Source organism: Streptomyces sp. NPDC046716, from assembly GCF_040645755.1.
Lineage (GTDB): Bacteria > Actinomycetota > Actinomycetes > Streptomycetales > Streptomycetaceae > Streptomyces.
Genome location: NZ_JBEYYU010000005.1, coordinates 87738 through 99859 on the forward strand (window position 1 = coordinate 87738; position 12122 = coordinate 99859).

The 12122-nt window shown below is 71.0% G+C and carries 9 protein-coding genes and 2 tRNA genes; 3 read left to right on the forward strand and 8 right to left on the reverse strand.

Features of this window, described 5'->3' with window-relative positions; translation table 11 throughout:
• Window positions 1-25: 25 nt before the first annotated feature.
• From ABZ930_RS05515 to ABZ930_RS05525, 3 genes are all read right to left on the reverse strand, one after another.
• Complete coding sequence (locus ABZ930_RS05515) at window positions 26-631, reverse strand: ATP-dependent Clp protease proteolytic subunit (protein ID WP_361542221.1); 606 nt, start codon at window positions 629-631, stop codon at window positions 26-28.
• A gap of 365 nt (window positions 632-996) precedes the next feature.
• Window positions 997-2364, reverse strand: coding sequence for a trigger factor (gene tig / locus ABZ930_RS05520; protein WP_361541880.1), 1368 nt, complete (start codon window positions 2362-2364; stop codon window positions 997-999).
• A 161-nt stretch (window positions 2365-2525) separates the two neighbouring features.
• Window positions 2526-2602, reverse strand: a tRNA-Pro gene (locus ABZ930_RS05525).
• Between the two features lie 130 nt (window positions 2603-2732).
• Here ABZ930_RS05525 and ABZ930_RS05530 point away from each other — a divergent pair.
• Window positions 2733-2806 (forward strand) — tRNA-Gly (locus ABZ930_RS05530).
• A 163-nt stretch (window positions 2807-2969) separates the two neighbouring features.
• Here the strand turns inward: ABZ930_RS05530 and ABZ930_RS05535 are convergent.
• Entirely contained in the window at window positions 2970-3164 is a 195-nt protein-coding gene (locus ABZ930_RS05535; RefSeq protein WP_111668373.1) for a hypothetical protein, read from the reverse strand.
• Between the two features lie 670 nt (window positions 3165-3834).
• Here ABZ930_RS05535 and ABZ930_RS05540 point away from each other — a divergent pair.
• Window positions 3835-5007 carry an acyltransferase family protein gene (locus tag ABZ930_RS05540; RefSeq protein ID WP_361541883.1) on the forward strand — a complete coding sequence of 391 codons (1173 nt, stop codon included), beginning with the start codon at window positions 3835-3837 and terminating at the stop codon, window positions 5005-5007.
• On the opposite strand, the gene ABZ930_RS05545 is transcribed toward ABZ930_RS05540, so the two are convergent.
• The 3 genes from ABZ930_RS05545 to ABZ930_RS05555 form a co-directional block, all read right to left on the reverse strand.
• On the reverse strand, window positions 5004-5465 hold the full coding sequence (locus ABZ930_RS05545; RefSeq protein ID WP_361541886.1) for an HD domain-containing protein: 462 nt from the start codon (window positions 5463-5465) through the stop codon (window positions 5004-5006). The genes ABZ930_RS05540 and ABZ930_RS05545 overlap by 4 nt on opposite strands.
• A gap of 475 nt (window positions 5466-5940) precedes the next feature.
• Complete coding sequence (locus ABZ930_RS05550) at window positions 5941-8376, reverse strand: FtsX-like permease family protein (protein WP_361541889.1); 2436 nt, start codon at window positions 8374-8376, stop codon at window positions 5941-5943.
• Entirely contained in the window at window positions 8376-9173 is a 798-nt protein-coding gene (locus ABZ930_RS05555; protein ID WP_361542224.1) for an ABC transporter ATP-binding protein, read from the reverse strand. Before ABZ930_RS05555 ends, ABZ930_RS05550 begins: the two co-directional genes overlap by 1 nt.
• Window positions 9174-9413: 240 nt before the next feature.
• Between ABZ930_RS05555 and ABZ930_RS05560 the strand changes: the two genes are divergently transcribed.
• Entirely contained in the window at window positions 9414-10595 is a 1182-nt protein-coding gene (locus ABZ930_RS05560; RefSeq protein ID WP_361541892.1) for a cation:proton antiporter, read from the forward strand.
• Window positions 10596-10931: 336 nt separating this feature from the next.
• Here ABZ930_RS05560 and ABZ930_RS05565 read toward each other — a convergent pair whose 3' ends face one another.
• Window positions 10932-12104, reverse strand: a complete 1173-nt coding sequence (locus ABZ930_RS05565) for a PP2C family protein-serine/threonine phosphatase (protein WP_361541895.1) — start codon at window positions 12102-12104, stop codon at window positions 10932-10934.
• Window positions 12105-12122: the final 18 nt, after the last annotated feature.

The following is a 12122-nucleotide window of genomic DNA, read 5'->3' on the forward strand; positions in this document are numbered from 1 at the left end:
AGTGGGCTGGAATCGGGGCCTGGGCTCAGGCGCCCGTGCCGCCGCCGCCCGGAACACCCGTAGCGGCAGTGATGATCTCGTCGATGAGGCCGTAGTCCTTGGCCTCCTCCGCGGTGTACCAGCGGTCGCGGTCACCGTCACGGATGATCTGCTCGATGGTCTGGCCGGAGTGCTCGGCCGTGATCCGCGCCATCCGCTGCTTCGTGCGCAGCAGGTACTCGGCCTGGATCTTGACGTCCGAGGCCGTACCGCCGATGCCGGCGGAGCCCTGGTGCATCAGGATGTCGGTGTTCGGCAGCGCGAAGCGCTTGCCGGCCGTGCCACCGGTGAGCAGGAACTGGCCCATCGAGGCCGCCATGCCCATACCGATCGTGACCACGTCGTTCGGGATGTACTGCATGGTGTCGTAGATCGCCATGCCGGCCGTCACCGAGCCGCCGGGGCTGTTGATGTAGAGGTAGATGTCCTTGTCCGGGTCGGCGGCAAGGAGCAGCATCTGCGCGGTGATCTTGTTGGCGATTTCGTCGTCGACCTGCTGGCCGAGGAAGACGATCCGCTCGCCGAGCAGCCGGTTGTAGACATGGTCGCCGAGGCCACCACCGATGGACGGCTCGCCTGCGGCGGAAGGCATCTGAATCGTCACGTATCCACCTGCTCGTCTCTGACGGCCACGCGCCGTCTCGCGTCTCTAGCTGGGGGCGGGGCCCTTGCTCAGGGACTCCCCTGCCCTCCTCTTCATGGACCCTAACGCGCGGGTCCCTTCGGGGAATCCCGCAGATGGAACTGTTCGCTGTGAGCGCAGGTTCAGGTCAGCGCCGCCAGGGGCGCGGGGAACTGCGCGAGAAGCCCCACCGACCCGCAGACGCGTCTGCCACGCGAGGACCTACGGCGAGCGCGGCTCGTCCGTGGCTGAGCGCGCAGTTCCCCGCGCCCCTACAGGCAGGCCCCCGGGACGCGAGCGCGTCCCGGGGGCCTGCCTGTAGGGCGTTAGGGAGATCAGGCCTCCGTGGACTCCTCGGCCGGGGCCTCGGCGGCCTCGGCGGCCTCGTCCTCGTCGTCCTCGAGGTCGACGACCTCGCCGTTGGTGTCCTTGACGGTGGCGGCCTCGACGACCACGGCAAGGGCCTTGCCGCGGGCGACCTCGCCGACCAGCATCGGGACCTGGCCACCCTCGACGACCGCCTGGGCGAACTGGTCGGGGGACATGCCGGAGGAGGCGGCGCGACGCATGAGGTGCTCGGTGAGCTCCTCCTGGTTCACGTTCAGCTTCTCCTTGTTGACGAGCTCGTCGAGGACGAACTGCGTCTTGATGCCCTTGACGGCCTGCTCGCGCGTCTCGGCGTCGAACTCCTCGACCGTCTTGCCCTGGATCTCGAGGTACTTCTCGATGTCCAGGCCCATCTGGCCGAGCTGGTGGTGCTCGAGGTTGTGCTTGCGGGTGTTGACCTCGTCCTCGAGCAGCTTCTCGGGGACGGGGACCTCGACCAGCTCGAGCAGCTTCTCCAGGACGCGCTCCTGGGCCTGCGTGGCCTGGTCGTACTGCTTCATGTTCTCGAGGCGCTTGCGGCTGTCGGCCTTCAGCTCGTCGAGGGTGTCGAACTCCGAGGCGAGCTGGGCGAAGTCGTCGTCCAGGGCCGGGAGTTCGCGGGCGGCGACCTGGGTGACCTTGACGGTGACCTCGGCGTCCTTGCCCTCGGCGGAGCCGCCCTTGAGCTGGGAGGTGAAGGTGGCCTCGCCACCGGCCTCCAGGCCCTTCACGGCGTCGTCGATGCCGTCCAGCAGCTCACCGGAGCCGATGGTGTAGGAGACGCCGGACGCGACGCCGTCCTCCAGGACCTCGCCGTCGACCTTGGCCTCCAGGTCGATGGTCACGACGTCGCCGTCCTCGGCGGCGCGCTCGACCGGGGAGGTCGAGGCGAAGCGGTCGCGCAGCTGCTCGACCGACTTCTCGATGTCCTCGTCGGTGACCTCGACGGCGTCGACCTCGACCTCGATGCCGGAGTAGTCCGGGATCTCGATGGCCGGGCGGACGTCCACCTCGGCGGTGAAGTTCAGCGTCTCGCCGTCCTTCAGCTCCGTGATGTCGACCTCGGGCTGGCCGAGGACGTTCAGCTCGGCCTCGTTGACCGCCTCGGTGTAGAACTTCGGGAGGGCGTCGTTGACGGCCTCCTCCAGCACCGCACCGCGGCCGAAGCGCTGGTCGATGACGCGGGCCGGGATCTTGCCCTTGCGGAAGCCCTTCACCGTGACCTGCTGGTTGATCTTCTTGTACGCCGCGTCGAGGCTGTCCTTGAGCTCCTCGAAGGGCACCTCAATGCTGAGCCGAACCCGGGTCGGGTTCAGGGTCTCGACGGCGCTCTTCACGGTTCGGTCTCCTTGGGGGCTGACTTTAGGGATCTGCCCGGCTTAGAGACACACGGGCATGCAGCTTGCATAGTAACGGCAAGCCGCTGCCCAGCCACAATGCGATCTTGAGAGAGCCCGGGAGGCGCCGGTGAGGCGGGTGCGGGGCTGGGGGTATCAGCTGGTCGGGGTGGCGGGATTTGAACCCACGGCCTTCCGCTCCCAAAGCGGACGCGCTACCAAGCTGCGCCACACCCCGTTCGGTGCGACACGTAGGGTACATGCCCCCGGGCGGTACGGCCCCCGACTAAAAGGGGGTGTGCGGGCGAGGCCCGTGACCCGCTACGATGCCTCTCGTGCCGCCGCCGGTCATCGGTGGTGGGTGCTGTGCGGGCGTAGCTCAATGGTAGAGCCCTAGTCTTCCAAACTAGCTACGCGGGTTCGATTCCCGTCGCCCGCTCCACAGATCACAAGGCCAGGCCGGAGGATTCGTCCTCTGCCTGGTCTTGTGTCGTTTCGCGGCCGGTTCCGGGCGGCGCCGTGGGCGTACGTCCTGGCCGCGGGCAGCACGGAGCGACGCCATGACGCCGGCGGCCGGTCGCCACTCGGGTTCTCGAACCCGGGTCTCAGAAATTGATCGAGCTGATGCTCTCCGCGACCGAGTTGAGGAAGTTGTTGATCGCGGGTGCCATTCCGGTCGACGCCAGGAAGAAGCCGAAGAGCACCGCGACTATGGCGGGTCCGGCCTTGATCGACCCTCCACGCATGAGCACCACGAGGACGATCGCCAACAACAGCACCACTGACAGCGAAATGGCCACACTGATCACACCCTAGGTCGGTCCGCTCTCCCGGCCCGGGGGGCACAGCCCCGCACACCCCCCGCCAGGACCATCGTGCCACCAACCCGGCCCCTGTATGCGGTCGGTGACGCATCGTCGGCCACGCGCGCACGGGGGCGCGAACCGCGCGCATGCCCGCGGCGTGGGTGCGGCGCACGTCGCAGCGGGGGCGACGGGGTGCGGGAGGGGTGGCGGCGGGGGTCGGAATTCGGCTTGATCGTTTCCATCGGGGCACGTGCGGCGCACACATGCCCCTCGCATGTCGTTCCTGGTTTTCACGCACTTTCCCCTTGCCATACGCACAGGTAAATCCAGGGAATTCAGCGGCTCATTACCGTCGCACGACAGTGCCGTACGGAAAGGTGCATACAGGCGCATTCCGCCGTAGTCGAACGAGGGCGATATGCGGCGTTTAAGTGGGATTAACAGTGTGATGGCGGACAGATCGGCACGAGTTCGACGACGTACGGACGCATGTCGACTTCCGTGAATCCGGGGGTACCCGGGAGCCATAAGGAGGAATCACCTTGCGGGTTTTACGAAATCCCACAGGCGCTACTAGGGTGCCTCAGATGTCCCACACTGCCATGACCCCCTCCGGCGCAGTGCGGTCCTGGACGGTCTCCCCGGGTCTTCGACGGGAGGGCCTGTGACCAGCTCGCTGTATCCGCACGGCTCGCATCGCACGCCACTCCCCCCGGCCGCGGTGCCCGCGGACGGCGTGCCGTCCCCCCAGACCCGGCGGCCCCCCGCCCCGGCGCCCGCTCCCGCCCCGGCCGGCGCCACCAGGCCGAAGCAGCGGGACGCTTTCTTCGACAACGCCAAGTACCTCGCCATCGTGTTCGTGGCGATGGGGCACTCCTGGGAGCCCCTGACCGACGGCAGCCGCGCCGCCGAGGCGCTGTACATGGTCGTCTACACCTTCCACATGCCGGCGTTCATCGTCATCTCCGGCTACTTCTCGCGCTCCTTCGACATGAGCCCGCACAAGCTCAAGCGGCTCATCACCGGGGTCGCGGTCCCGTACGTCCTCTTCGAGATCGCGTACACCTTCTTCAAGCGGACCGCCGGGGGCGACCCCGACTACCCGATCAGTCTGCTCGACCCCTGGTACCTGACCTGGTTCCTCGTCGCGCTGTTCGTGTGGCGGCTGACCACGCCGATCTGGAAGATCGTGCGGTGGCCGCTGCCGCTGGCCGTCCTCATCGCGGCGCTGGCGTCCGTCTCGCCGGAGGTCGGGGACGACCTCGATCTCCAGCGCGTGCTGCAGTTCCTGCCCTTCTTCGTCCTCGGTCTCTGCCTGAAGCCCGAGCACTTCCAGCTCGTGCGGCGGCGCGAGGTGCGGATCATCGCCGTGCCGGTCGCGCTGTGCGCGGTGGCGCTCGCGTACTGGGCCGGGCCCCGCATGACGTCCGCCTGGTTCTACCACCGCGACAGCGCGCAGGAGCTGGGCGCTCCGTGGTGGGCCGGCATCGTGATGACGCTCGCGCTGTTCGGCGCCTCGGTCGTGCTCACCGCGTGCTTCCTCGCCTGGGTGCCCGGGCGCAGGATGTGGTTCACGGTGCTCGGCGCCGGGACCCTGTACGGGTATCTGCTGCACGGGTTCCTGGCGAAGGGCTCGCGGTTCTGGGGCTGGTTCGACGCGGCCTGGGTGCACACCCCGTGGGGCCAGATCGTCGTCACCGTCATCGCCGCGTCCGTCATCACCGTGCTGTGCACGCCGCCGGTGCAGCGGCTGTTCCGGTTCGCCATGGAACCGAAGATGGAGTGGGCGTTCCGGCGGGATGCCGCTGAGCTGGCTCGGCGGCGGCACGGGGCCTAGTTCTTCTCCTGGGCCGGGGCGTCGTCCAGGCCCAGGAGGGCGCGCATCGTCGCGTACTTCCCGGTCAGGCGGGTGCGGGTCGGCTCGTCCAGGATCGCCAGGCGGGCCGGGTTCGCGTTGTGGGCCAGGTCCGCCTCCTTGATCAGGCGGGCGCCCGGGGTGGCGAGGATGCGGTGCGCGTACGTCGCCGGGTCCTCGCCCTTCTGTTTCGTCAGGGCCCTGATCAGGGCCTTGGTGTGGTCCGTGAGGGGTGCCGTCGTCAGCCATTGCTCGGAGAGGGCCGCGTCCTCGAGGGCGTCGTGGAGCCAGGCCGCCGCGATCTGTTCTTCTGTGCCGCCGCGGGCTGTGACTCCGTCGGCCACGGCTTGCAGGTGTTCGGTGTAGGGGTGGCCGGCCTTGTCGGTCTGGGTGGCGTGGGCCCTGCGGGCCAGGGCCTCTACTTCGGTCAGGGTGAGCATGGAGTGAGGGTAGGCGGGTTGTCGTTCGGCTGACGGTCGGTGGGGGCTGGTCGCGCAGTTCCCCGCGCCCCTGGGTCGTACGTCGGCTGACGGCCAGTGGCCGCTTCTCGCGCCGTTCCCCGCGCCCCTAGGTGGTTCTTCGACCGCGGGCCGGTGGTCGCTTCTCGCGCCGTTCCCCGCGCCCCTGGGTGGTTCCTCGGCTGACGGCCGGTGGTCGCTTCTCGCGCCGTTCCCCGCGCCCCTAGGTGGTTCTTCGACCGCGGGGCGGTGGTCGCTTCTCGCGCCGTTCCTCGCGCCCCTAGGTGGTTCTTCGATCGCGGGGCGGTGGCCGCTTCTCGCGCCGTTCCTCGCGCCCCTGGGTCGTACGTCGGCTGACGGCCGGTGGGCGCTTCTCGTGCTCCTGGAAGCGGGTTTCGCTCGTCCAGGGGAGGGTGTGTGGAGTGCATGCCTCAGGGGGGCGCGATCAGCGAAAGTGCTATCTGCGTACCGCCCACCTCGCCGGGAACGTTGTCGATGCCAGGCCCAGGAGCAGGGCCGATGCCGCGAATGTTCCGTACAGGAGGGGTGGGATGTACGGGGAGCGGCCCGTCAGGCCCTGGGTCATGGGGATCAGGGTCGCCAGGGCGATGGCCGTGCCGAGGACGATGCCGGCGCCCGCCACCAGGAGGGCCTCCCAGTGGATCATGCGGAGCACCTGGCGCCGGGTCGAGCCGATGAGGCGCAGGGTGCCGAGTTCGCGGCGCCGGTCGAGCACCGTCATGACGAGGGTGTTCGCGGCGGCGATCGCCGCGAAACCGCCCAGGACGGCGGCCATGGTCGTGTTCGCCCAGGCGTTCAGCTCCCGGTCGAGGGACTGGGCGGACGTGTAGTCGGCGCGGGCGAGCGGGGTGCCCAGGGCGGACAGGGCGCGGGGCGTACCGCCCTTGGTCCAGAGCTCGGTGGCGTACGGGTTGGTGACGTGGCCGGCGAGCGCGGCGCGGGGCAGCGTGACCTGGGCCAGGCCCAGGCCGCGTTCGTACGTGGCCGAGACCCTCGGGGACGCCTTCGTGCCGTCGGGCAGGCGCAGGGTGACACGGTCGCCGACGCCCGCGTCCAGGCTGTCCGCGAGGGAGGCGTCCAGGGCGACGCGGTCCGGCGCGGACAGGTCGAGGGCGCCGTGGGTGACCTTGAGGTCCTGGACCCGGGCGAGGTCGGACGCGGTGCCGGTGACGGCCTGGGTGGAGGCCGGCATCAGGGATCCCGCGGCCGGGACGAGGACCGAGGAGCGGTACACCCCGACCGCGGCGGTGACCCCGGGGACGTGGCCGGCCTCGGTGACCGCGTCCGGGGCGAGGCCGGCCGGGGACGTGACGATGTGGTCGGCCGTGATGCCGGCCTTCTGCTGCTCGGCGGTGGCCCGGTCCTCGCTGGTGTGCAGGAAGACCAGGACCGAGGAGAAGGCGATCGCGAGGACGATCGGGGTGATCGCAGAGGCGAGACGGCGGGCGTTCGAGCGGGAGTTGGCCGCCGCGAGGGAGGCCGGGGCGCCCGCGCCGCGCAGCGGGAGCCCGAACAGCGCGGCGCAGGCGCGGGCCACGAGCGGGCCGAGCAGTGCCACGGCGAGCATGAAGCACATGACGACGCCGAGGGCGGTGTTGGCCGCGTCGTCGCCGCTGAGCTGTCCGGCGACGACCGCGAGGACGACGCCGCCGACCGCGGCCGCGATGCCCAGGGGCGTACGGATCCAGCCGACGCGCAGCCGCTCCACCGACGCCTCGGCGAGGGCCTCTCCCGGCTTGCTGCGGGCGGGGCGGCGGGCCGCGAGGTATCCGGCGAGGAGCGCGGTGAGCAGGGCGGCGCCCAACGCGGCGACGAGCGGGATCCAGGACACGGCGAGCCCGACGGCCTCGGGCACGGCACCCTTGTCGCGGAGCTGGCCGAACCACCAGTGGGCCAGGGCGATGCCGGGCAGGCAGCCGACGGCGGCCGCGGCCGGGGCGACCAGCAGGGTCTCGGTGGCGACGGCGCGGCGGATCTGGCGCGGGGTGGCGCCGATGGCCCGCAACAGGGCGTATTCGCGGGCCCGTTGGCCGACGGAGAGGGCGACGGTGCCGGCCGCGGTGAACACGGCGACCAGGGTGGCGATGCCGCCGAAGGAGCCGCCGACGCCGATGAGGGTCTCCTTCGCCTCGGCGAGGCTCGCGTCCTCGACGGCGCCGCGGTCGTCGCCGGTGTGGACGTGCGCCGTCCTGGCGCCGGACAGGGCGTGCGTGACCTGAGCGCGGAGGGTGGCCGTGGAGACGCCCGCCTCGGGCAGGACGGCGATCGCGTCGATCCGTCCCGGATGGCCCGAGGTGCGGAGGGCTTCGGTGTCGGCGAGCCAGTAGGTGCCGCCGTCGCCCCGTGTCGTGCCGGAGACGCGGTAGGTGCGCTCGCCCTCGGGGGTGGTGAGTGTGACGCGGTCGCCGGTGCGGGCGCCGCCCGAGGTGACGGTCTCGCCGGTGCGCGGGGCGCGGCCCGAGGTCAGTTCCTCGCCGGTGAAGGCGGTGGAGGCCCAGTTGTGGGCGTCGGCGGCGCGGCCGTCGCGCTGGACCGGGAAGGTGAGGTCGGCGACGGCCGTACGGGCGCCGGGGGCCGTGCCCGCCTTCGCCACGAGGGAGTCGGCGAGCCGGGCCCGGTCCGGGAGCGGGACGGCCTCGTCCGAGCGGGTCTCGCCGGAGCCGGTGATGCGGTGGGCCTTCTGGTCGGCGGCGACCACGACGGGGGCGTCCGCGTAGCGCTCGGGCGGGACCGAGGCCCGTAGGCCGGTCTCCAGGAGGATGCCGCACGCCGAGACGATCAGGGCGGCCATCATCAGCGCGACGAAGGTGCCCGCGAACGCGGCGGGCTTGAAGCGGAGTGCGGCCCGGGCCAGGCCGTTGGGGCGGAGCATCAGGCGGCCGCCCCGACCGTGGTGCGGGCGGTGAGGGTGGTCATGCGGGCGGCGATGGCGTCCGCGGGGGCGCCTTCGAGGTGGTCCACGATCGCGCCGTCGGCGAGGAACAGGACGCGGTCCGCGTGGGCGGCGGCGACCGGATCGTGCGTGACCATCACGACGGTGGCGCCCATCCGGTCGACGGCGCCGCGCAGCAGGCCCAGGATCTCGCGGGCCGTAGTGGTGTCGAGGGCGCCGGTCGGCTCGTCGGCGAAGATCACGTCGGGGCTGGTGACGAGGGCGCGGGCGATGGCGACGCGCTGCTGCTGGCCGCCGGAGAGTTCGCCGGGGCGGCGCTTTCCCTTGTCGCCGAGGCCGACGCGGGTGAGGACGTCGGCGGCGCGACGGCGGTCCGGGCGCTGTCCGGCCAGGCGCATCGGGAGCAGCACGTTCTGCTCGACGGTGAGCGAGGGCAGCAGGTTGAAGGCCTGGAAGACGAAGCCCAGGCGGGTGCGGCGCAGTTCGGTGAGCCTGTTCTCGTTCAGGCCGGTGATCGTCGTGCCGCCGAGGACGACGGTGCCGCCGGTGGGGCGGTCCAGGCCCGCAGCACACTGCAGGAACGTCGACTTGCCGGAGCCCGAGGGGCCCATCACGGCGGTGAACGTGCCGCTGGGCAGGGCGAGTTCGATGCCGCGCAGGGCATGGACCGCGGCGGCTCCGCGACCGTACTGACGGCGCACGCCGCGCAGTTCGACGGCCCATCCGTCGTCGCGCGGTGCCTCGTCGTGACGCTGGCGCTTCTTGCGCAGGCCCATGATCGCCCTCTCGTACATGCCGGTTCGGATACCTCGAACGTACGGATTTCAGGGGGTCGCGAACCATGAGGGCGGCTGGCGGATCCGGGGTGGGGAGAACCCCACCCCGGGACCTTGGACCCCCCTCCCGAGTACTTTGGTAAGCTAACTATTGACGTTTTCTTGACGATCCCTTTACCAAGGCTGGTCGCCAGTACAAGGAGGAACGGGCCCATCGGACACGCAGACACCTTGATAGCCATGGGCGGTGCCTTTCTCGCCGCCGCCGTTCTCGCCCGCCTCGGCGGGCGCATCGGACTTCCCACCATCCCGCTGTTCATCCTGGCCGGGATCCTGCTCGGCCCCCACACACCGGGCGTCGTGCTCCTGTCGGACCCGCACGACCTGGAGATGCTCTCCGCCCTCGGCCTGGTCCTGCTGCTCTTCTATCTCGGCCTCGAGTTCCACATCGACGACCTCAAGGCGGGCGGCCGCAAGATGGCCGTCGCCGGCGGGACGTACCTCGCGCTGAACGTCGGCGCCGGCCTCGGTTTCGGATTCGCCCTCGGCTGGGGCACCTCCGAGGCTCTGGTCCTCGCCGGGGTGCTCGGCATCTCGTCGTCCGCGATCGTCACGAAGGTGCTGGTCGACACCGGGCGTCTCGGCAATCCGGAGACCAAGCCGATCCTCGGCATCATCGTGGTCGAGGACATCTTCCTGGCGCTGTACCTGGCGGCGCTGCAGCCGATCCTGTCCGGCGCCGACTCGCTGTCCGCCGCGGTCATGGACGGCGGGAAGGCGTTCGGGTTCCTGCTGCTGCTGGCGCTCGCGGCGCGGTTCGGGACCCGGGTCGTCGGCAAGCTGTTCAACACCAAGGACGACGAGCTTCTGGTGATCTCGTTCCTCGGTGCCGCCGTGTTCGTGGCGGGGGTCTCCGAGTGGTTCGGGGTGGCCGACGCGATCGGGGCGTTCATGGTCGGGCTCATGCTCGGGTCGACCTCGTCGGGCGCGCGCATCCTGAAGCTGGTGCATCCGTTGCGGGACGCCTTCGGCGCGATCTTCTTCTTCGGGTTCGGGTTGTCGATCGATCCCGGGGATCTGCCGAGTGTGGTGTGGCCGGTGCTGGCCGCTGTCGCAGTGACGCTGGTGATGAATGTGCTGGCCGGGCTGGGGGCTGCGCGCGTGTACGGGTTCGGGGCCGGGCCCGCCGCCAATATCGCCACGACGTTGCTGGCGCGGGGGGAGTTCGCGTTGATCCTTGCCACGATGGCCGCCGGCGCGGGGCTCGACGCACGGCTTTCGCCGTTCATCGCCGGGTATGTGCTGGTGCTGGCCGTTCTCGGGCCGCTGGCAGCGGGGCGCTCCGCTTGGCTGGCCCGGATTCTGCCCGGGGGGCGGGTGCCTGAGCCGGTGGAGGAGCGGGCGGTCGGGGCGGGGGTGTGACGTCTCGTTGCCGAGTGCGGTGGCGTGGGGGCTGGTCGCGCAGTTCCCCGCGCCCCTGAGTAGTTCGTCGCCCGCGGGCCGGTGGCCGCTTCCCGCGCAGTTCCCCGCGCCCCTGGAAACGAGCTTCGCTCGTCCAGGGGAGGCTGCGCGCAGCGCATGCCTCAGGGGCGCGGGGAACTGCGCGACCAGCCACGACGAGAGCCGCGCGTGGGAGATGGTTTCAGGGGCGCCGGGAAGTGCGCGACCGGCCACGGCGAGGGCCGCGGACGAACCGCAACCCGACGCGAGGCGCGGAGAATCGGCCCGCACACAACGACCGGCCCCCGCCCGGCAGGGCTACGCGTCGCGGCAGATCAGCAGGAGGGCCCGGTCGTCGTTGACGTCCTTGGCCACTGCTTCGATCAGGTGCCAGGCCGCGCCGTGGAAGCCGCCCTGGACGTAGCGGTCGGCCTCGCCGGTGAGGCGGTCGATGCCCTCGGCGATGTCGCGGTCGGAGGTCTCGACGAGGCCGTCGGTGAAGAGCATCAGGACGTCGCCGGGCCGGAGAGAGCCCTTCGTGGCGTCGAACTCGGCGCCGTCGTAGACCCCGAGGAGCGGGCCCTCTGCGGCCTTCTCCTCCCAGCGGCCCGTGCCGGCGCTGAGCTGGAGGCCCGGCGGGTGACCGGCCGAGTAGAGCTCGTAGTCGCCCGATTCGAGGTCCAGGACGAGATGGATGGAGGTCGCGAAGCCCTCGTCCCAGTCCTGGCGGAGGAGGTAGCCGTTGGCCGCCGGGAGGAAGGCGTGGGGCGGGAGGGAGCCCAGGAGGCCGCTGAAGGCTCCGGCGAGGAGCAGCGCACGGGAGGCCGCGTCCATGCCCTTGCCGGAGACGTCGGTGAGGACGACCTCGAGGGTGCGGCCGTTGTTCGTGCGGGCCGCGACGACGAAGTCACCGGAGAAGGACTGCCCGCCGGCCGGCCGCAGCGCCATCTCGCGGTGCCAGCCGACCGGCAGCTTCGGCAGCCGGGACTGGGTGCGGATGCGCTCGCGGAGGTCGAAGAGCATCGTGCCGCCGCGCCGCCAGGGCACACCGACCCGGCTGCGGAACTGCGCTATCAGCAGCCCGAAGAAGCCGCACGCGGCGACCGTGAGGACGGTGCCGGGCGTGACCGCCGCGGGATGCTGCTCGTAGGGGCCCAGCCGGTACGACTCGACGATCAGCGCCGTCGCGGCCGCCGCGTACAGGCCGAGCAGGCTGGCCGGGCGCAGCAGCAGACCGCCCGCGACGATCGGCAGGACCAGCACGGCCGGGGAGCACCAGACCGGGTTGAGGATCGTGGCGCAGGCGATCAGGGGGACCATCAGCAGCAGGCCGGCCAGGGCGATCCAGTCCGAGCCGTCCCCGCGGAAGTAGTCCACCCCGGACTTGCGCACGGCGGTGCGGACCCGGTGGATGCGCATTCTCAACCGGGCCGGGAACGTCTCGGCTTCCGCGCGCTGTTCGCGCGCCCGCCCGTCTCGTCGTACGGCCATTGCTCGTGGACCTTATCC

What these genes read in the sequence shown, in the direction of transcription:
- ABZ930_RS05515 (WP_361542221.1), bottom strand. Translation starts at nt 631, where the DNA reads ATGCCTTCCGCCGCAGGCGAGCCGTCCATCGGTGGTGGCCTCGGCGAC.
- ABZ930_RS05545 (WP_361541886.1), bottom strand. Translation starts at nt 5,465, where the DNA reads ATGCTCACCCTGACCGAAGTAGAGGCCCTGGCCCGCAGGGCCCACGCC.
- ABZ930_RS05550 (WP_361541889.1), bottom strand. Translation starts at nt 8,376, where the DNA reads ATGCTCCGCCCCAACGGCCTGGCCCGGGCCGCACTCCGCTTCAAGCCC.
- ABZ930_RS05555 (WP_361542224.1), bottom strand. Translation starts at nt 9,173, where the DNA reads ATGGGCCTGCGCAAGAAGCGCCAGCGTCACGACGAGGCACCGCGCGAC.
- ABZ930_RS05560 (WP_361541892.1), top strand. Translation starts at nt 9,414, where the DNA reads ATGGGCGGTGCCTTTCTCGCCGCCGCCGTTCTCGCCCGCCTCGGCGGG.
- ABZ930_RS05565 (WP_361541895.1), bottom strand. Translation starts at nt 12,104, where the DNA reads ATGGCCGTACGACGAGACGGGCGGGCGCGCGAACAGCGCGCGGAAGCC.